This is a genomic window from Lactobacillus sp. CBA3606 (genome assembly GCF_002970935.1).
Lineage (GTDB): Bacteria > Bacillota > Bacilli > Lactobacillales > Lactobacillaceae > Lactiplantibacillus.
In genome coordinates this window covers 1,985,004-2,005,844 of the sequence record NZ_CP027194.1, presented here as the reverse complement: position 1 = coordinate 2,005,844, position 20,841 = coordinate 1,985,004, and the positions used below count along the sequence as shown (strand labels likewise).

Annotated in this window: 22 protein-coding genes; 1 reads left to right on the top strand and 21 read right to left on the bottom strand. The window is 43.1% G+C overall.

All coding sequences use genetic code 11. The features are described from left to right. The first annotated feature begins 56 nt into the window (after positions 1 to 56). Positions 57 to 956, top strand: a complete 900-nt coding sequence (locus C5Z26_RS09725) for a helix-turn-helix domain-containing protein (protein WP_105449764.1) — start codon at positions 57 to 59, stop codon at positions 954 to 956. Between the two features lie 144 nt (positions 957 to 1,100). On the opposite strand, the gene glmU is transcribed toward C5Z26_RS09725, so the two are convergent. From glmU to C5Z26_RS09625, 21 genes are all read right to left on the bottom strand, one after another. Beyond that, complete coding sequence (gene glmU, locus C5Z26_RS09720) at positions 1,101 to 2,483, bottom strand: bifunctional UDP-N-acetylglucosamine diphosphorylase/glucosamine-1-phosphate N-acetyltransferase GlmU (RefSeq protein WP_105449763.1); 1,383 nt, start codon at positions 2,481 to 2,483, stop codon at positions 1,101 to 1,103. Between the two features lie 67 nt (positions 2,484 to 2,550). Beyond that, positions 2,551 to 3,387, bottom strand: coding sequence for a pur operon repressor (gene purR / locus C5Z26_RS09715; protein ID WP_105449762.1), 837 nt, complete (start codon positions 3,385 to 3,387; stop codon positions 2,551 to 2,553). A 226-nt stretch (positions 3,388 to 3,613) separates the two neighbouring features. Further along, positions 3,614 to 4,411 (bottom strand): metal ABC transporter permease, encoded by a 798-nt coding sequence (locus C5Z26_RS09710; RefSeq protein WP_105449761.1) that lies wholly within the window; start codon positions 4,409 to 4,411, stop codon positions 3,614 to 3,616. After that, on the bottom strand, positions 4,404 to 5,096 hold the full coding sequence (locus C5Z26_RS09705) for a metal ABC transporter ATP-binding protein (protein ID WP_105449760.1): 693 nt from the start codon (positions 5,094 to 5,096) through the stop codon (positions 4,404 to 4,406). Before C5Z26_RS09705 ends, C5Z26_RS09710 begins: the two co-directional genes overlap by 8 nt. Positions 5,097 to 5,261: 165 nt before the next feature. Further along, on the bottom strand, positions 5,262 to 6,209 hold the full coding sequence (locus tag C5Z26_RS09700) for an alpha/beta hydrolase (RefSeq protein WP_105449759.1): 948 nt from the start codon (positions 6,207 to 6,209) through the stop codon (positions 5,262 to 5,264). A 122-nt stretch (positions 6,210 to 6,331) separates the two neighbouring features. Further along, positions 6,332 to 7,198, bottom strand: a complete 867-nt coding sequence (ispE, locus tag C5Z26_RS09695) for a 4-(cytidine 5'-diphospho)-2-C-methyl-D-erythritol kinase (protein ID WP_105449758.1) — start codon at positions 7,196 to 7,198, stop codon at positions 6,332 to 6,334. A gap of 130 nt (positions 7,199 to 7,328) precedes the next feature. After that, positions 7,329 to 7,580 carry a Veg family protein gene (locus C5Z26_RS09690; protein ID WP_105449757.1) on the bottom strand — a complete coding sequence of 84 codons (252 nt, stop codon included), beginning with the start codon at positions 7,578 to 7,580 and terminating at the stop codon, positions 7,329 to 7,331. Positions 7,581 to 7,679: 99 nt separating this feature from the next. Next, positions 7,680 to 8,573, bottom strand: a complete 894-nt coding sequence (gene rsmA, locus C5Z26_RS09685; protein WP_105449756.1) for a 16S rRNA (adenine(1518)-N(6)/adenine(1519)-N(6))-dimethyltransferase RsmA — start codon at positions 8,571 to 8,573, stop codon at positions 7,680 to 7,682. Further along, positions 8,570 to 9,136 (bottom strand): ribonuclease M5, encoded by a 567-nt coding sequence (rnmV, locus tag C5Z26_RS09680; RefSeq protein ID WP_105449755.1) that lies wholly within the window; start codon positions 9,134 to 9,136, stop codon positions 8,570 to 8,572. Before rnmV ends, rsmA begins: the two co-directional genes overlap by 4 nt. Then, positions 9,123 to 9,899, bottom strand: a complete 777-nt coding sequence (locus tag C5Z26_RS09675; RefSeq protein ID WP_105449754.1) for a TatD family hydrolase — start codon at positions 9,897 to 9,899, stop codon at positions 9,123 to 9,125. Before C5Z26_RS09675 ends, rnmV begins: the two co-directional genes overlap by 14 nt. A gap of 191 nt (positions 9,900 to 10,090) precedes the next feature. Continuing rightward, entirely contained in the window at positions 10,091 to 12,139 is a 2,049-nt protein-coding gene (gene metG, locus C5Z26_RS09670) for a methionine--tRNA ligase (protein ID WP_105449753.1), read from the bottom strand. Positions 12,140 to 12,210: 71 nt separating this feature from the next. After that, complete coding sequence (gene citG, locus C5Z26_RS09665; protein WP_105450172.1) at positions 12,211 to 13,101, bottom strand: triphosphoribosyl-dephospho-CoA synthase CitG; 891 nt, start codon at positions 13,099 to 13,101, stop codon at positions 12,211 to 12,213. A 10-nt stretch (positions 13,102 to 13,111) separates the two neighbouring features. Further along, entirely contained in the window at positions 13,112 to 13,807 is a 696-nt protein-coding gene (locus tag C5Z26_RS09660) for a GntR family transcriptional regulator (protein ID WP_105449752.1), read from the bottom strand. A 129-nt stretch (positions 13,808 to 13,936) separates the two neighbouring features. Beyond that, a complete protein-coding gene (locus C5Z26_RS09655; RefSeq protein WP_105449751.1) occupies positions 13,937 to 15,337 on the bottom strand; it encodes an oxaloacetate decarboxylase subunit alpha in 1,401 nt (466 codons plus the stop codon). Further along, positions 15,334 to 15,882 (bottom strand): citrate lyase holo-[acyl-carrier protein] synthase, encoded by a 549-nt coding sequence (gene citX, locus C5Z26_RS09650; RefSeq protein WP_158682834.1) that lies wholly within the window; start codon positions 15,880 to 15,882, stop codon positions 15,334 to 15,336. The genes C5Z26_RS09655 and citX overlap by 4 nt, the downstream gene beginning before the upstream one ends. Continuing rightward, positions 15,875 to 17,407, bottom strand: coding sequence for a citrate lyase subunit alpha (gene citF / locus C5Z26_RS09645; RefSeq protein WP_105449749.1), 1,533 nt, complete (start codon positions 17,405 to 17,407; stop codon positions 15,875 to 15,877). Before citF ends, citX begins: the two co-directional genes overlap by 8 nt. A 2-nt stretch (positions 17,408 to 17,409) precedes the next feature. Beyond that, positions 17,410 to 18,288, bottom strand: coding sequence for a citrate (pro-3S)-lyase subunit beta (gene citE, locus C5Z26_RS09640; protein WP_105449748.1), 879 nt, complete (start codon positions 18,286 to 18,288; stop codon positions 17,410 to 17,412). After that, entirely contained in the window at positions 18,276 to 18,581 is a 306-nt protein-coding gene (gene citD / locus C5Z26_RS09635) for a citrate lyase acyl carrier protein (RefSeq protein ID WP_105449747.1), read from the bottom strand. Before citD ends, citE begins: the two co-directional genes overlap by 13 nt. 3 nt (positions 18,582 to 18,584) lie before the next feature. Next, on the bottom strand, positions 18,585 to 19,574 hold the full coding sequence (gene citC, locus C5Z26_RS09630; protein WP_105449746.1) for a [citrate (pro-3S)-lyase] ligase: 990 nt from the start codon (positions 19,572 to 19,574) through the stop codon (positions 18,585 to 18,587). Positions 19,575 to 19,581: 7 nt separating this feature from the next. Then, on the bottom strand, positions 19,582 to 19,704 hold the full coding sequence (locus C5Z26_RS12750; RefSeq protein ID WP_255414932.1) for an OadG-related small transporter subunit: 123 nt from the start codon (positions 19,702 to 19,704) through the stop codon (positions 19,582 to 19,584). 15 nt (positions 19,705 to 19,719) lie between these two features. After that, positions 19,720 to 20,841: a sodium ion-translocating decarboxylase subunit beta gene (locus C5Z26_RS09625; protein WP_105449745.1), complete on the bottom strand. Its 1,122-nt coding sequence runs from the start codon at positions 20,839 to 20,841 to the stop codon at positions 19,720 to 19,722.

Below are 20,841 nucleotides of genomic sequence, written 5' to 3'. Positions count from 1 at the left end.
TAGTCATGTTACAACGATTGATTAGGTGGCATATAGGCCACCTTAAGGAGGTTACAATGATAACTCTCGGTCTAACCGTCAAACAAATTCGTTTAGATAAGGGCTTTTCTCAAAAAGAAATCTATTCAGGCATCGTCTCACGATCTTTTGCAACCCGATTTGAACATGGACAGCATGATATTGCAGCGACGAAACTCTTCGCCATTCTAGATAATTTAGGCGTCTCAGTTGACGAATACCGGTTTATTGCCCAACACTATCAGTCTTCACCACTCGATCAAGCTTTGTTAATCACCACTCAGGCTTATTATGACCAAAACTTTACTTTTTTAACTAATTGGGTACGTGATCATCAACATAGTCCTAAAGCTTATGAACGCCTGGTTGCTAGCTATACAAGTATCCGTTTAATTGCCTTTGATCATCGACAAATGCCTCTCACTACTGCGATCCAACCGGCCTATCAACACTTACGTCAAACCAAGACTTGGACGGTGCAAGAATTAAAATTAGCCAACTTGCTCCCCGCCTTGGTCGCAAGTGACGCCGGCATTGCCGCGCTAGCTGACTTTACGCTTAAAATGGTACAAAATTGCCACCGGTATCAAACAACCTTGGGGGATCCATTCCACGTTTTGACTGCTCTAATTGACTACTATGGGGCTGTGTTACAAACTTACCTTAACTGGCGCGAATTTGATTATGCTCGTGCTTTGGCACCTAAATTTCAAGCACTCGAACCGACCCGCTTAACCTGGGATGGCCGCCTCGGTCGTCAATTTTGGTTAGCCATCTGGGCCCTTTATTTTGGCGACGCAATTGCTGGTCAGGCAACACTCAAAAAACTCATGGCGGTCGAACGACTACACCAGCCGATTATTGATACGAATTTACGGACAATTATTCACGTACGCCAGCTTGAAGCCCAAGCCTACCGAGCAGGCAAGCTGAATTAAATAATAACTTTGGTTTTGTTACGATGACTAAGGGCTTAATCTGCCGGTCAAAAAAAGTTGCTAGGAAAAACTCAAAAACGAGTCTTTCCTAGCAACTTTTCAGTCAAATCAGTATTATGTCGCTGATTTGTTTTTAATTATAGTCTAATTATTTTCTGGCTCATGTGGTAATTTTTTCCAATAGTCTGGTTTATTGGTTTGACGGGCACGTGCAATCGCCATATCGTGGAAATTAACATCATCCGTAATCGTCGAACCCGCAGCAATAAAGGAATGATCAGCAACTTCAACTGGTGCGATGACATTGGAATTGCTCCCGATGAAGGCCGCATCACCAACGTTAGTATGATGTTTATTGACCCCATCATAATTGATAAAGACAACACCACAACCCACGTTAATATCCTTGCCTAAAGTCGCATCACCAACATAAGTTAAGTGACCGACCTTTGTCCGCGCGCCAATTTGGGCTTTCTTCACTTCCACAAAGTTACCTAAGTGGACATGTTCCCCAATCTCAGCTTGTGGTCGCAAATGACTATAAGGGCCAATATTGCTATCCGCATGCATGATGGAATCTTCTAAGAATGACGACGTAACGGTCACTCGGTCTTCAATTGTCATATCATGAATTTCTGAATGTGCGCCAATAAAGCAATCTGAACCAATCGTCGTCTGGCCTTTAATTAAAACCCCCGGTTCCACAACTGTATCGGCCCCAATTTTAACACCAGCATCAATATACGTCGCTGCGGGATCAATAATTGACACCCCATTAGCCATATGAGCGGTATTAATTCGTTTTTGCATAACCTTCGTGGCTTGAGCCAATGCTGCGCGCGTATTAACACCCATGGATTCATCAAAATCACTCATCCGGTAAGCGGCGACAATATCGCCTTGGGCCTTCATAATCTGAATCACATCAGTTAAATAATATTCACCTTGTGCGTTATCATCGGTCACTTGATGTAATGCTGCAAATAATTTCCGGTTATCAAAACAGTAAACACCAGTATTGATTTCATGAATCGCTTGTTCGGCTTTAGTCGCATCTTTTTGTTCAACGATCTTTTCAACAATACCTAAATGATTGCGAACAACTCGCCCATAGCCTTGTGGGTCAGGCGCTTCTGAGGTCAATACGGTCCCAGCGGCTTTCTTTGCTTGATGGTATTCAAACAATTCTTGGAAAGTTTCAGCCCGGAATAACGGCGTATCCCCACTCACAATTAAGGTCATCCCGTCAGCGTCACGTAATAAATCTTCAGCTTGTAGGACGGCATGGCCAGTTCCTAGTTGGGCTGTTTGTTCCGCATAATAGGTCCGGTCACCTAAAGCCGCCTCCACGTCTTTAGCACCATGACCCACAATGGTCACAATCTTATTCATCGAAGTAGCTTCAACTTGGGTCAACACGTGGTCAACCATCGCCTTACCACAAACTTGATGAAGCACTTTGACTAACTTGGATTTCATCCGGGTCCCTTTACCAGCGGCCATGATGATTGCATTTTTGGTTGTCATAACAAAATTTCTCCTTAGTCTTCAATTCACTTAATCATACCAAAGAACGGGTTCAAAAACATGGCCTTTAGACTTCCGCCCCAAAAACCTTCTCTAAATAATTACCAGGAATAACTTTGATTGCTTTTTCATTATCGTTGACATTAGTGACCTGTAGCAATGACGTATAGTCATCAATCAATCGGTTACCTGTAAAGGCGGCTTCGGCAAAGACGGTAATCCCAATTAAATTAGCATCAAATTCTTCAATTAACGTCTTCATCCCGTTAATGGTGCCGCCGCCCTTCATAAAGTCATCCACAATTAAAACATTGGCGCCTTCGGTTAAACTACGTTTCGATAATTCCATTTTTTTAATGCGTTCAGAAGAACCGGAAACATAGTTCACACTAACCGTAGAGCCTTCAGTAATTTTAGAATCGTTGCGGACAATCACGAAAGGCACGTTCAAATAAGTTGCCACACTCTGGGCAATTGGAATTCCCTTGGTGGCTACCGTCATCACTGCGTCAATTTTTTGATTCAAGTATTGCGTTGCAATCACTCGACCCACTTGCCGCAAAATTTCTGGTTGCCCCAAAATATCGGATAAGTAAATATAGCCGCCGGGTAAAACCCGATCCTTATCAGCAACTAAGTCCGTCATTTTATCAATAAATGCTTGGGCTTCTTCTTTTAAGATATAAGGAATAAAGCGAGCGCCTCCCGCAGCACCTGGAATCGTTTCTAGAATTCCGGTACCGCGCATCTGGAAGGTGCGTTTCAAAATCGTCAAGTCTTCACTAATGGAAGACTTAGCTGATTCGTAACGCGCTGCAAAATAAGTTAACGAGACCAATGTATGGGGTCGTTCCAACAAATAGCGCGTCATATCAATTAAACGTTCGCTTCTACGTACTTTCATGTTTCCACCTCAACCTAAATCATCTTTTTTAAAGTCTATGCAAAATGATAACACAAACGTTCGGAAATTAGGTAGTCTTTTGCTATCTTTTTAGAAAACAATCGGAATTTCTTAATATCATTCGTTAAATAGTGATTTAATACCTAAATTTTTGGTTAAATCGAGAACAATAAAAAAAGGCGCCCACTAACGGCTTAGCCGTCAGTGCACGTCTAGACGACCCAAGTTAACTGCCAACCCGTAATCGTTGGTAACCTAAAGCCGAAAAATAAAAAAGACACTCGATTGAAGCAATAAAGAAACTGACCGGTAGATTCGTCACGTAACTCAAATACAGGCCTAGCCAGACCCCAATCAGTGCAAAAACAATTGATAACCCAATCATTTTGCTGACAGTATGCACAAAGTAACGGGCAGCGGCTGCCGGTAACGTTAATAGGATGAAAATTAACAAAGATCCAACAATCTGGGCTGCCACACTAACACTCATGGCAACTAAGACAAGGAAAACCACTGAAATCGCCGTCGTCCACAATCCACTGACTTTGGCGCCAATCGCATCGAAAGAATCGAATTTTAAGGGGCGATATAACCCCAACATCACTAGAATAACCAATCCTGACAATACGGCCACTCGAATCACATCGGCTTGGGCAATCCCAATCACACTACCGAACAAGATGCTGGTAGCGTAACTCGACGTTTGATTTGATAGCGATAAAAATAAAATCCCTAAGCCAATAAACAATGCTGAAATAGCTGAAATCGAGGCTTCTCGTCGTGACTGCTTCACACTCATCTGACCGACAATCACGGAACTAATGACCGTAAAAATCAGCATCCCAGTCAACGCCGTCCAGCCCATAAAAATGCCAAAGGCAGCACCGGCAAATCCAATCTCGGATAAGGTATGCGTCAAAAATGACAAATTACGGGCAATCACAAAGACGCCGATAGTGCCACAAATAATTGCAATAAACGTTCCCGCAAAATAGGCATTCCGCATAAAAGCTAAACTAAACATTTGTGACCTCCTTTAGTTGGGCCACCGACATCTCGTCAATCGAACCAAACTGTTGATACCCCGGCTTCAACGCTAAATAATGCTTGGCATATTGCTTCGCTAACGGAAAATCATGGGTCACAAATACCACGGTAATATCGCTCGTTTGATTCAAGTTTTGCACCAAATCTAATAATTCATATTTCATTTCGTTATCTAAACTCGCAGTTGACTCATCTAGAATCAACAGTTGTGGCTGTTCAACAATAGCTTGCGCTAAGTAAGCCCGTTGTTTTTCACCACCGGAAGCCATCCCGAGCTGCCGTTGCTTGATTTTTTTGACATTAGTCACCGCCATCGCCGTCTGAACTTGTTGATGTTCCGCCTTTGATAACCAAGGTAACCAGCCTCGCACATTCAAGCCGACAAAATCTTCAATAGTTAGTGGGTATTCCTGATCCAAGTTACGAAATTGCGGGACATAACCGACTTTAATCGCAGCTTTATTGGGATAATACTTAATCTGACCCGCACTAGGCTTCAACATGCCTAATAAGGCCCGAATTAAAGTCGTTTTGCCAACGCCATTTTCACCAATGACGGTCAAAAAATCACCACGTTGAATCTTAAAATCTAAATCTTTAAAAACTTGATTATTTGGAAAACTGATTTCCAAATGTTGGACGGCTATTAAGGGTTCCGTCATAGTCTAACCCCCATCTCTCTAAATAAGGTAAATAGTAATGATTACTATTTTAGTTTACCTGAAACCGCCAATTTGTCAATAGGTCAATGCCAAATCAAAAAAACGCGATCAGCTTGATCGCGTTAACTTAGCTCTGCCAGCATGTAAACTGACTAGCTCAACTACTTAGGAGATTAACCCCACTTGTTCAGTCAAGAATTCACTTACCACAGCTTGATACCGATCTGGATGCGTGCGGATTGCTTGGACGTGGCCCGCATCGGCATCAATATACAAGCCTTTTTGCTGCGCCACCCGATTGTAAAGCTGGTGCGCATTGCGGACCGGTACCGTCGTATCATGCATGCCATGAATAATCAGAATCGGCAAGGCCCCCGTTTGAACTTGTTGTAAAATGTGACCATCATTGAATGCGTAGCCAGCACTGCGACGCGCAATTTGATTCGCCAGCGGCATGATGGGATAAGCTGGTAAATGAAATTGGTGCGTCAAGCGAAATTTAGCTTCATCATATAAATCCGCATAACCACTATCTTCCACGATTGCTTTAACATTTTCAGGCAAGGGGTCGCCACTGGTCGCCATAACCGTCGCTGCCCCCATCGAAATCCCCATCAAAACGATTTCGATATCAGCGCCTAATTGTGTCAAAGCCATGGCTATCCAACGGTCGTAATCCAACCGATCTAACCAACCATAACCAATCGTATGCCCATCGCTATCACCAAAAGCGCGCGCATCTGGCATCAGCACAGCGTACCCCAGGCTCATGAAAATACGCGCATAGGGAATCATCTGTTCACGTGAATGATTGAGACCGTGGGCCAAAATGACCAACCGCTTAGTTGTTTTAGGATTGGGGAGATACGTGGCAACTAAGTTCAAGCCATCAAAACTTTGCAGCTGCCATTGTTGTTGGGGTTGTTTATCGTACCAAAAATTTTCGATTTCAGTATTTTCTGACCGTGATAATTGTTGACCTCGCTGTTTCTGCTCGTCGCTCACGTGCATGGCGACTTGATAAGCGACAGCACCACCCAACAAAGCACCGACATAGGTTGTGGCACCAGCCACGCCCGCTAAAGTTAACCCTAATTTAGTTGTTTGCTTCATTATCCATCCACCCCATTTCTTTCAATTTAACCACACCTCACCCCATTTGTGCTGGGTTCAGCCATTGCTTAATGAAAAAAAGCGGCACTGACCAATTAAGCCACCCGCTTTAGTGATTACCGTTAACGATCCATTAGATTCACCGGGCGGACCAGATAAACTTCCCGACAAAAACCTTTGAGCGAATTATAGACGCGCTGGGCACGCGAACGCTTGCGACAAACGCCAAACACGGTTGGGCCCGTGCCACTCATCTGCGCAGCATCTGCCCCAAAGGTTAATAATTGTTGTTTAATTTGCATAATTTCTGGATAACGATTAGCCGTGATTGGCTCTAACACATTGCCCATATGCTGAAAAATCTGTTCTAGATTACCTGACTGGACGCCAGCAATCAACCCCGGAATCTCCGGATGAGTGGTTAATTGTCGATAATCGACTTGCCGCAAGATATTCGGCGTGGAAACACTGATTTTAGGCTTAGCGAGTACAATCCACAACGGCGGCAACTTGGGGAGCGGTCGCACTAATTCCCCTTTGCCTGTCACATGAGCGGTCTGGCTATAAACACAATAAGGCACATCCGAATCAATCTGTAAGCCCAAGCGCGCCAGGGTGGCTAAATCTAAATTAAGTTCCCACAACCGATTGAGCCCCCGTAAAACAGCGGCCGCATCCGAGGAGCCGCCACCTAATCCGGCCGCAACTGGAATCGCTTTTTTTATTTTAATCCGCACGCCACTCCGAATATGATACTGGCGTTTTAATAAGCTTACCGCTTGAAAGGCGAGATTTCGCCGATCGTTCGGCAGAAAGCCACTATCCGTCGCCACTTCAATCCGATTAGCTTTTAGGGTCTCAATCTGCACGTAATCGGCTAAATCAACCGACGTCATCACCATATTCCATTCCTTGGCACCGTTTTGATGTTCAAACAACGTATCTAAGCCCAAGTTGATTTTAGCCGGCGCTTTTTCCACGATCTGCACGCGTCTCACCCTCTTTTATGACCGCGATTATCTGGGTCGTTATCTTACTTTGATACAATTATACTAATATCAGGGCAAAATAAAAAGACCTTGCTGCGGGTCTTAGTATTGAGAGTTCGCACGTGGCGAATTAAGCTTCAGTTGTTTCATCTTCAAAGGCGATTTGAACGTTTTTCGTTAACACATCTGTGTAACTGTATGAGACCCGTTCAAAAGAGTTTTCTTGTTGGTCTAAATCAACGACAAATACAGAACGGTACGTTTCTTTCAAGATACCATGACGTTCAGTGGTCTTTTTACGGCCCGCTTGTGCAACCACTTTCATGTGTTGCCCAATGCGAGCGTCAAGCTTATCTTTAATTGCAGCTAGTGAAATTGGCATTCAGAAACCTCCTCATGTGAAACTACTATACTAGCTTTTCACTAAAAAGTCAATATTATATCACAAGGTTTTCTAATGTGCAACTGTTTTATAGACCAATTAGGCCGCAATTAAACCAACGGCATGTAAGGCATCCGTCAAGGTAATAAACGCATCGACCGTTAGGCGTTCCGCCCGAATTTTCGGATCAATCTCAGCCTGATCCAACGCAGCTTGAATCAACGTTCGCGTTTCAGGCTGTTTCCCGAACAAACTCTGCAAATTATTCCACAAATTCTTACGCCGATGGGCAAAACCGGCCTTAACAACTTTAAAGAACGCGGCTTCATCAAATGGCACGTGCGTCCGTGTTGGCAATGCCGTTAACTTCACAATCGCTGAATCCACATTGGGTGCTGGTACAAAAACGGTACGGGGCACCACTAGTGCAAGTTCTGCGGCCATCCGATATTGGACTGCAATCGTCAAAGAACCATATGCTTTAGTCCCTGGTTCCGCTGACAACCGATCGGCGACTTCTTTTTGCATCATGACCACAATATTTTCAAACTTAACATCGCCCGCCAATAAATTCATTAAGATAGGGGTCGTAATATAATAAGGCAGATTAGCCACCAATTTTAATGGTCGCGTGGGGTCTAAGTGCGTCTGAATCATTGCCGGTAAATCCGTTTTCAAAATATCTTGATTAACCACATCAATATTGTCATAATCAGCTAACGTTTCAGCTAAAATTGGTAATAAACGATCATCAATTTCAAAGGCTAGCACTTGATGTGCCGCCCGCGCTAGATATTCCGTCAAAGACCCAATTCCGGGGCCAATTTCAATGACATTATCTTCAGGACTAATATCAGCAATAGCGACAATATTATGCAACACATTTTGGTCAGTTAGGAAATTTTGACCTAAGCTTTTCTTAACACGTAAGCCATATGAATTAATAATGGCCTGCGTGCGGGCGGGATTTGCAATATCAATTTCTTTACTCATTTTGTCTCCTCTGTGTGTAGTTGTGCGACGGCCTGCCAAAAATCAGCCGGTTGTACTTGGAATAATTGCAACCGCTTAGGCAATTGCTTGCCATTCACGTAGCCAATTTTTAGTAATTCACCGAGCTGTTCACGGCGCTGCCGGGCAGCAGGGCCAGCTAATAGCCCGGCCTGAATCAAGTCCGTTTTAGTAATCAGGGTCGTCGGCTCGCTCAAGTTTTCAGTGTACAGATTGGCTAAGGCCGTCCGAATGGCTGCTGGACTAGCGTGTTCCACCCCTAAACTACCACCGGCCTTGGTAGGCACTCCCGCTTTACGCGGTAAAAAGGCATGCTGGACCCCCGGAACGGCTGCCGAAACAATCCGCCGAATCCGTTCACCTGAGAAATCCGGGTCAGTAAAAACAATCACCCCTCGGCTGGCCTGTAATCGTTTGATTTGTGCCACGGTTGCTGCCGAAACTGCTGACCCATTCGTTTCAATCGTATCGGCATTCACCGCTAATGCTAATCGTTTCGTATCGTCCTTACCTTCGACGACAATAACTTCTTTAATCTTTTTCAATCTTAAATAATTCCTCTGCATTTTGATAAGTTTGGGCGGCAATTTCGGTGGGCGTCGTTGCTCGTAATTTCGCCACGGCATCCACCACGTAATGCGTATAACCGGGTTCATTTTGCTTGCCCCGATAAGGTTCCGGCGTTAGATACGGTGCATCTGTCTCAACTAACAACCGATCACTCGGCGTTTGTTGAACCGACGCATGCACGTCATCAGCATGCTTGAACGACGCGACACCACTATACGAGATGTGCATGCCCAAATCCAAAAACTTTTTAAGCCATTCTGGATCACCGTTAAAGCTATGCATGACCCCGCCAATATCACGAATATCAGCGGCTTTCAAAATCTGATAAGTATCCTCAAATGCGTCACGATTATGCACCGAAATCGGTAAATGTAAATCTTTAGCAATCGCCACTTGCCGGGCAAAAACCTTTCGTTGCACAGCTTGCGGTGACGTATCCCAATGATAATCCAGTCCAATCTCACCAACTGCCACAACCGTTGGTAATTGGAGTTGGTCAATCAACTGGGCCTCCGTTGCGGGCGTATAATCCTTAGCATCTTCAGGATGCCAACCAACAATGGCAACTAATTCAGGATACGTGGTCGCCAACTTAATAGCCACGGCATTCAATTGCGTATTTGAGCCCACAATTGCCATTCGGACTACGTCTAACGCTTTCGCTTGGGCTAAATACTTGGGAACTTCGTTAATAAATTCTTCACTGTTTAAATGGGTATGGGAATCAAAAATCCGCATGTCACGGCCCCTTTCTAACTTTCGTCAACCCGACAACTAGCCGCGGCTGACCCAAAATGTATCTTAATTGATTTTACCATGCAACGCAAGCACCCGCTGACCGTCTTTAAGCTAGCCTTTTGACAACCAAACTTCGGTGGTTAAAAAAAGAGCTTGGATTTTAATTATCCCAAGCTCTCAAGCAACCATGTTTATGAAATCAAGGACCCATTCACTAGGTTTTCTGGTACCGTGATTAGTTGTACATCCCCATCATGTTCAGCTGATAGTAACATACCTTGGCTCATTTCACCACGCAATTTCCGTGGCTTTAAATTACCAACGATGATCACTTTCTTACCAATTAAAACATCTGGTTCTGGATACCATTTGGCAATTCCAGAAAGAATCTGACGATGATCAGAATCACCGGCATCTAATCGGAATTGTAACAGTTTGTCCGCCCCTTTTAATTTTTGAACGGCAATGACTTCAGCGACTTTTAATTCAACTTTATCAAAATCATCAATCGTCATCGCATCTTTGGTGAGATTAAGCTCAGTTTCAGCGGGGTTCCAATCGCTTTCAACTTCGGCTTCGTGTTTCGCTGCTTCCATAGCGGCCCGACCCTTCTTTTTATCTGACTTGGTCATTTGACCCTTTAAGAAATCAACTTCAGCGTCCATCTCGACCCGTGGGAAAATTGGCGTCCCTTTAGCAACGACCTGCGTTGCGGCTGGTAAGTCACTGAATTTTAATGCGGCTAACGTTAGACTCGCTGGATCTAGACCCAATTGGGTAAAGATTTCCTTTGGCGCATGCGTCATCACTGGACTAATCAAGCTAGCAATCACCCGCAAACTGGCAGCCAAATGCGCCATCACACTGGCTAATTGCGCCGTTGCATCGGCTGCATCACTTTTGGCTAACTGCCAAGGTGCAGTCTCATCAATATATTTATTGGTCCGGCTAACTAACTTCCAGACTTCGCCTAAAGCGTCAGCCAAATGTAACTCATTCATCCGCGCATTATAGGCGTCAATCGTAGTTTTGGCCGTTGCTTCTAAGTCGGCGTCAAATTCAGTCACCCCAGTTTTTAAAGCTGGCACTTGACCATTTTCATACTTATTAATCATTGCGACGGTTCGGTTCAACAAGTTCCCCAAATCGTTAGCGAGATCATAGTTAACCCGGGCAATAAAATCTTCCGGTGTAAATAACCCATCATTACCGTAAGGCATGGCTTTAATTAAATAATAGCGTAGCGCATCCAAACCATAGCGTTCCACTAAGGTTTCTGGATAAATCACGTTACCCTTTGATTTCGACATTTTACCGTCTTTCATCAATAACCACCCATGACCAAAGACTGTCTTAGGTAAAGGCAAGTCTAAGGCATGCAAGATAATTGGCCAGTAAATCGTATGGAAACGTACAATTTCTTTACCAACCATTTGCACATCGGCTGGCCAGTATTGCTTGAATAACTGGTCATCATCCGTCGCATAACCTAAGGCAGTAATATAATTAATCAACGCATCTAACCAGACGTAGACCACATGTTTAGGATTGCTCTTAACTGGGACGCCCCAAGTAAAGCTCGTCCGTGAAACTGCTAAGTCTTCTAGCCCGGGCTTGATAAAGTTGTTAATCATTTCATTCATTCGATTAGCGGGTTGAATAAAGTCTGGATGGGCTTGGTAATACGCCAACAACCAGTCTGCATACTTACTCATCTTAAAGAAGTATGATTCTTCCTTAACTAATTCAACGTCATGACCACTGGGTGCTTTACCACCAATGACTTTGCCGTTATCATCATGATAGACTTCGGCCAGTTGCGTTTCGGTGAAGTATTCTTCATCATCCACGGAATACCAGCCTTCATAATGACCTAAATAAATATCACCTTTTTTGAGCAAACGTTCAAAAATGGTTTGGACTGCCTGTTCATGGTAATCATCCGTCGTCCGAATAAACTTAGTATTGGAAATCTCCAACAATTTCCATAAGTCTTTAATTTGTTTTGCCATCCCATCAACATAAGTTTTAGGATCAGTATTTAGCTTTTCAGCTTTTTCTTCAATTTTTAAGCCGTGTTCATCCGTCCCTGTTAGGAAAAAGACATCGTAACCCATCGCCCGCTTATAACGTGCTAGAGTGTCACACGCAATCGTCGTGTAGGAGTTCCCAATGTGTAGTTTACCCGAGGGGTAATAAATCGGTGTCGTAATATAATATGTTGGTTTTGTCTCTGCCATGATTTTAATTCCCTTCAACCCGTTATAAATTTGCTTATAATATCATTTTAGTTAGATTCTTTTTTATTGTATCATACTTCGTGTTTAGATCCCTTAGCGATTACATCCCATGATACCGGTGATACCACCACTTGGTCAAAAAAAATACTCAACGCCAATAAATCAGCTGTTCCACCTGGACTCAGATGCCAATCAATAAGTTGCTGATCTAAGCTGTTTAGCGCTTTTGCCCAACTCGGTGCAGTTGTTAAACCTTGATCTAAAATAGCTTGAGCGGCCTGCTGAACCCGTATTAATCCAGACCGGCCACCACGATGTAGGAGATTAACATCTTCGAGCTTCGCCATTAGGTAAACCATTAGTTGCAAATAACGCAAGGCCGCTGGTAAATCAGCATGCTGTGCTAAAAATGGTAATGCAACGTTTTGTAACATTGGATAACCAGCCTCAGCTTCACCACGAATTCCCGTTACCCCTTGCTTAACATAAAGTGCTTCGCCATAAGACCAATGTGATTTGGCTAAAACATGTGCAAAATCGGCTGTCGTAATTCCCGCCGTCATCATTTTGACCGTCTGAAAAACGGTTGTAAAACGTTGCGCACATATTTGTTTTAACGTCTGAGTCTTTAAACACCAGCCCAAAGCACCCAATAAAATAGCATAAGAAAAGTTGGCACCTTTATGCGTATTGACTTGGTGGGTGGCCGTCAACATTGCCGCCTCTCCTTGTGCTCCAACTTGCCGCAAAGTCGCAAATAGGGTTGTTAACTTTGAACTAGTTGCACCAATCATCAAATATTGCTTTAAGTAAGGTGACCAAGCTTGAATACTAGTTATAAACAAATCATAGTCCATATCAACATGTGCGCCCACTGAAAAGGGATCTACCAACCCTGGTTTCGGTGCTAAAGATACTTCAATCAGTAATGATTGTTGTGCTAAGCGTGGCAATACCGTCATATCATGAGCATTAATCAAGATTATGGGCCCTCATTTCTTTAACAATAAATTGCAGTGACTGTCCTAAGTGTTCACGAATAATTAAATTTATTTGGGCCTCATCCTGATTAACCATTGCTTGATAAATCCGCCAATGTTCTTGTAATGCTAAGGCCCGGCGTTCACGAGACATGATTGAGATATCACGAAAATAAACTAAATAAGCTTGTAACTTAAACACAATTGTTACTAAATGCGGCATCTCACAATGCTGATAAATAAACTGGTTAAAATCAGTAAAATAGCTAACCATGGTGATGTCCGGGACCACATCTAATTCTCGTTCGGTCTGCTCAAGAAGTTCACGCAGCGTTTCAAAATCAACCGCTGTCATCCGTAACATCGCTTTGCGAGTCGCCAATGCATCTAGTTCTTTGCGAATATCAAATATTTCATAGGCATCTTTTATGGTAATGCCCCGTACAACCATACTAACGCCCGGAATGCTTTCAACCAAATTTTCACTGGCTAACCGTCGCAATGCATATCGAATGGGGGTCCGACTAACATTTAACCCTTCCGATAATTTCTTTTCATTAATGCGAGTTCCAGCCGCAATATCACCCAAAATGATAGTTTTTCGCAAGGCATCCAAAAGCGCATCTTTAAGGGGGGTATTCTGGGACAAATCTAAATTATTAGCAACTGCTTGCACGGTAGCATCCATTTGCTTTTCTCCTATTTCTTTCCATTATATCAGAGTATGTAAGCGTTTTCCGTCATGCATAAAAAATAGTTTATTGGGACTAAAAAAGCTCGGAGCTGTGACCTCCGGCTTTTTCAGTAGTACTTGCTGCTAACTTTCAGACGTAAAATCAAGCCGAATCTTTTGAACCGGAACGTCATAGAACCGATCTTCACGGCGACCTAAGAAATCACGACCTTGATCTGGGAATAATCCATAAGTTAAAATATCCTCTAAGCTATGAGCATAGTCTCCAATTTCTGCTTTGAATTCTGGTAATTGCGGTGCAATATCATCGGCTGGGCGAGTCGTAATTGGCTGCTCATCACCAATAATTTTTTTAATCATCGCCGGAGAAATTGCCACTGGCGACCGACCATATAACCCACGAACATAGTCTTTTATCTCATTTGGAATTAACTGATAGCGTTCACCACTCATCACATTCATCAAGGATTGGGTGCCAACCATCTGCGATAATGGTGTCACTAACGGTGGATATCCCAAATCAGCGCGAACTTTAGGAACTTCGTTTAAGACCTGCTCGTATAACATTTCTTGTCCCGCATCTTTAAGCTGTGCTAACAAATTCGACAACATTCCACCGGGCACTTGATAGCGCAGAGATTTCGGCTGAACATCCATTACTTTCGGATTCAAGCCACCATCTTGACGAAAGCGATCCCGAATTGGCGCAAAATAGGCTGCAATTTCAGCTGCTAGCGTTGGATTAACCCGTAAGTCATAACCTAAGTCTTTCAAAGCAACTAACATTGATTCCGTAGCTGGCTGACTGGTCCCCCCTGCAAATGGCGAACTTGCCGTATCAATAATATCAGCACCAGCTTCGATTGCCTTTAAATAAGTCATCGTTGCAATGCCACTCGTCGCATGTGTATGAATTTCAATTGGAATTGCAATCGTGGCTTTCAATTCACTAACTAAATCATAGGCACGTTGCGGCGTTAAAATACCAGCCATATCCTTAATACAGAGTGAATCGGCTCCCATTGCCGTCATTTCTTTAGCTAACTTAACGTAGTATGGAATCGTGTGAAAATCACTAGTTGTATACGCAATCGTCATTTGCGCATGCCCACCATACTTTTTGGTTGCAGCCAAAGCTGTTTTTAAGTTACGTGTATCATTTAGCGCATCAAACATCCGAATGATATCAATCCCATTAGCCAACGATTTTTGTACAAAAGCTGTTACAACATCATCGGCATAATTTTTATAACCTAAAATGTTTTGACCTCGTAGTAACATTTGCAACTTCGTCCGGTGCGTATGCTTTCGAATGACTCGTAATCGTTCCCAAGGATCTTCATCTAAATAACGTAAACAGGCATCAAAAGTCGCTCCCCCCCAAACCTCTAGCGCGTGATAGCCAGCTTGATCTAATTTATCCAAGATTGGGACCATATCTGTGATTGGCATCCGCGTCGCAATTAAGCTTTGCTGGCCATCACGTAAAACCGTTTCCGTAAGTTCAACTTTTTGCTTACTCAAATTTCTCGCCACCCTACTGTGATAATCTCATCAACGGTCCGCTGAACATCAACTAGCCCGTGCCGACGTGACCGACTACAAACTTTAGCATCTGCACCACAAATCAAACAAGGACGCACCGGTAAATCCAATCCGTGCCGATTAGTCTGGTGTAACTGGTTATTGACTAATGTTAAAACATCTAAGTCACATAACTGACTAAAACCAGGATTCTGTTCAATCGTAATTAAATGCTGCTTAACTGTGCTGGCAGTTTGATTCAAAATCAAGTAAAACTCAAAGCCAGTGGCCCAATCAAATTGCCCTGATGCCAGTACTCGCACCCCATAATATTGATTCAAGTGTGCCAATATCGCTTGGTACGCAGTCACGAGCCGTGGGCCGGTTTTAATCGGCCCTGGAATCCGGACAGAAGACCAAATCAAGGTTGTACCAAGGTAAGTTTGCAGCAGCTTTAATTGCTGGTCAGACCGCCAATCTCTAGTCGCTAACATTTGTGGTAAGGTAATGGCCGGCCCAGTCAAATTCTGAAAGGGATTAGACATTTTTAACCACATCAATTAAGGTTCCATCCCGATACTCAATTAAGGCTACGGTTTGATCACCATGTTCAATCTTAGCTGGTACGCCAGTAATCGCATATGCTCGGTCTTTAAGTTCTGTAATCGTTAACTGAGGGACTTTTAAATCTTTAAACATTGTAATTAGGTCTGGTCGTTGTGGATTAATCGCAATTCCTAGTTCAGTCACAACCACGTCAACACTGGCGCCTGGCGTAATTACAGTCGTTACTGCATCTACAATAGTTGGGATGCGACCACGAACCACCGGTGCAATCACCACGCTTAACTTACAAGCGGCACTCGTATCACAATGACCACCAGACGCACCACGCAAAATACCATCTGACCCTGTAATAACGTTAACATTAAAGTCAGTATCAATTTCTAAAGCTGATAAGATTGCCACATCTAATTGATTAATGACGGCCCCTTTGCTCAATGGCGAGGCATACATGGTCGCATCAATTTCATAATGATTGGTATTTTCAGCCAACGAAATGGCTGCTGGGTGATCAAAGTCTTGCACATCCATTAGCTTATCAACTAAACCTTCTTGTTGCATCTCAACCATGGCATTGGTAATGCCACCAAGCGCAAAACTCGCTTTAACATCTTGATCAATCATTGTTTGGCGCAAAAAACGACTCACTGCGAGTGCTGCCCCGCCACTTCCGGTCTGAAAAGAAAAGCCAGTTTTGAAATAGCTTGAAGCCGTAATGACTTTAGCCGCATATTCGGCAATTAATAATTCTTTCGGATTCTTAGTAAACCGGGTAGCCCCTTTGGCAATGCCATCTGGATCACCGATTTCATCCACTTGAACCACGTAATCCACATCGGTTTGAGGGATGCTGATGGGGGTATTTGGATAAGGCATTAAGGTATCGGTGATTGCGACCACTTGATCAGCATACTTAGCATCAACCATGGCATATCCCAATGAACCGCAAGTAGCCTTGCCATGCGTGCCATTAATATTGCCATAGATATCGGCACTTGGGGCGCCTAAAAAAGCAATATCAATATGAATATCGCCTCGTACAATTGCCCGGGCGCGACCTCCATGTGATCGAATAACAACTGGATTAGCCATAATGCCACTGGAAATAGCCGCGCCAACCTTATCACGTAACCCACTGGAGGTAATATTAGTGACCACGCCATTTTTGATATGGTCAATTAAAGGTGCATGCACATTAGCAATCGAACTTGGGGCAATTGACAAGTTTTTAATACCCATCTTAGCAATTTCAGCCAACACCAAATTCATGACATAATCGCCTTCCCGAAAATGGTGATGAAATGAAATCGTCATGCCATCTTTTAAGCCGGTCTTAACAATGGCATCGTGAATACTGGCAACTAATTTACTGGTATATGGCTGAAGTGGCTTTATCCGGCGGGTTGCCTCCTGATAGTGTTCAATATGTGTAAATTCACCAGTATAGACCCCATATTGCGTCGCATATTTTGCTGGAATCTCACGTTTCACTTGATTAACGACCATCTTTAGTTCACCTCCATATTAGTTGCTTTTGCTAAAGCCAAAACGCGCTCAGCCCGTTCAACCACTGGTTTATCCACCATTTGACCATTAACCGCAATCACGCCAGCCCCTTTAGCTTCAGCCGCTTTAATCCCCGCCATCATTTCTTGCGCTTTTTGTACTTCTTGACTAGTTGGTGCATAAACGCGATTAATAATTGGAATCTGACGTGGATTAATAACCGACTTACCATCAAAACCAAGTTGCTTAATTAATTCAGTTTCGCGTTGCAACCCAGTTTCATTGTCAACGTCCGAATAAACGGTATCAATGGCGGAAATTCCAGCAGCACGAGCAGCATGTAAGATATAATTACGGGCAAAAAATAATTCAGCCCCGTCCGCGTATCGCCGAGTTTTCTGGCTTGTCACGTAATCCTCGGCCCCTAACGCAATACCAATCATTCGATTAGAAGCTTTAGCAATCTCACGTGCATTCAAAACACCCTCAGCCGATTCAATCGCCGCCATCATTTTAGTGCGACCAACGGTTAACTGATACTTAGTTTCAACAGCTGTGATCGTTTCATCAACGGCTACAATATCTTGCGCAGTTTCCGTCTTAGGCAAGCGAATCACATCAATGCCGCCTAAAATCATGGCTTCAATATCTTGCTTACCACCAGCATCCAACGCATTCACTCGCACTACCGTTTCAACTGCCGTATAGTCAAATGTTTTTAAGGCAGAATAAACTAATATGCGGGCTGTGTCTTTTTCCTTTATTGAAACAGCGTCCTCTAAGTCAAACATGACCGAATCGGCACCATATAAGATAGCGTCGCGTAACATGGCCGGATTAGCTCCAGGGACAAACATCATGGTTCTTCTTAAGCGTTCCATGCGTCAATCACCTTCCAATCATAATCGGTTTTTCCTTGTAAACGATAAATGGCTGCAATCGTACGAGCTTTAATGGTACAGTCCAAAGCCCCTTTATCCACAGCCGTCACCTGAATATCCACCACACCAAAATGCTGTAGCGTTTCAATAATTAAAGCTGTAATGTGAGTACCAAATTGTTTTTTTACGTTGCTCTCTAATTCAACTTGAATACCACTATTATTAGGTTTGAGTGTAATCATTAAATCACTTGATTCTAAGGTTCCCACGGTAACTGTTTGAGATGTTGACATCGTCTAACTTCCTTTCAAAAATTGATAATTAATTGGTGGTACCTGGCGTTCAACAGTGGCCCAATCACCATTTGATAGCGCCTGCCGCACAATGGTTGCACTAATTGGTTGCCCCGCTTGTCGTAACCTTGGCACAACTGTCAATGATAGTTGACTTGCAAAAACTTGTGCCAACTGGTCGTTATAAACCTGCGTCACTGGCGAATCTGGTTCTGCCCCAACTAATCGTTGTTGAATGGCTAGCACCGGTTTAATTTTAGTTAAAAATAACGTCGCATCTAAGCGAGCCTGCGTTTTTGCAAGCATCAAATCGGCCTGATCTTTCAAAAAATACGTCGGAAAAGTCGCATTTGAAACTAAATAATGAGCCGTTTCTAAGACCACGACCCGCTGATTTCCTGCTACGGCACGTCTCACCATCGCTAAACGAGTTGCAGTTTTAAATTGAGAGCGGTCTTCAGAAACAACAAAAACATACACCACATCACTACTTTTTAAAGCTTGATCAATTAAATATTGATGCCCTAACGTAAACGGATTCGCATTCATCACAATAGCAGCAGCCTGCTTACTTGGACGCTGATATTGACGCAAGTAGGCCTGATAGTCATCGAAATTAGGATAACCCCATTCCAATAAACTTACTTCATCCGTAGTAACAATCACTTTAAATCCCATTGCTTCAAAATAAGGCGCTGTCATAGGCTTGGTATAAACAAAAGCTGACTCATATTTGGTTTCATCCAATCGATCCAACAAAGCTTTAATTAGCGGTGCCAACAAATTTTGTTGAGTAGCTGTTGGATCAATTGCAACTTCCTTAATAATATTTTGATAAAGTGAGCCGGTTCCAATTAATTGCGCACCATCGTAAATTCCGACCGTATAATCAACTTGCTCATCTGGCACTAATTGGGCTGCTACTAGCAAGTCCCGCCACTGTTGTCTGACGCTTGGATCAAACTGAAACCACAATTGTTTTACTACCATCATATTGGTCTCACTTAGCCGGTAATAGTTTCAACAGTAACTTGGCAATTAAAAAAATGATGAATAATACCAAGAAAACGCCACCCATACCAAAACCCATTAATTCAAATGCAATTTTTAAATTTTCAACCATGATACCGGCTCCTTTCTACATAAAGAATGATAGTAATAGGCCCCCTGCAATAACTGAACCAATCTGACCCGAAACATTAGCCCCGACAGCATACATCAAGACAAAGTTCTTAGGGTCCTCATCCGAAGCCATTTTTTGGATGACTCGACTAGACATTGGAAACGCTGAAATACCGGCAGCCCCAATCATGGGATTAATTTTTTCTCGTCGAAAGACATTTAACAGTTTGGCAAACAAAACACCGCCAATAGAGTCCATAACGAATGCCACTAGCCCAAAAGCGATAATCATCAAAGTTTGTAAATTCAAAAATTGAGCAGCTTGTAACTTCACTGAAATAGTTAGCCCTAACAAAATGCTGACAATATTAACCAATTCATTTTGCGCCGTAGCTGCTAACCGATCCAAAACGCCACATTCCCGCAATAGATTACCAAACATCAAAAAGCCAACTAATGGTAATGAGATTGGCGCAATAAAACCTGCCAAAATAGTGACAATAATCGGGAACAAAATCTTCGTCGTTTTAGAAACGCTTTCTGCCTTATAAGTCATTCGAATTTGACGCTCTTTTTTGGTCGTAACCGCCTTAATTGCCAATGGTTGAATAATCGGGACTAATGCCATATACGAATAGGCGGCCACCGTAATTGGCCCCAATAAATTTTGCGCCAATTGATTTGAAACAAAAATTGCAGTCGGTCCATCTGCTGCGCCAATAATACCAATTGAGGCAGCTTCTTTAATATCAAAACCAAATAAAACAGCTACGATGATGACAAAGAAAATACCAAATTGAGCTGCGGCGCCAAATAAAAGCATAAACGGATTTTGTAATAAAGGACCAAAATCAATCATGGCGCCAATCCCAATGAAAATTAATAATGGAAATAATTCCGTGGTAATACCGGCTTTAAAGAGAACATCTAAGACGCCTTCTGCCTTGGTCCCTCCAATGACTTGGGTTAAAACCCCTGTGTCGGGAAAATTAACTAAAATCGCACCTAATCCCATTGGCACTAGCAAAGTTGGTTCATATTCTTTTTTGATACCTAAATAAATTAAGATACCGCCAATTAGCATCATCGCAATTTGGCCTAAGGTAATTGATGCAATGCCTTGAATCAATGTCTCCAC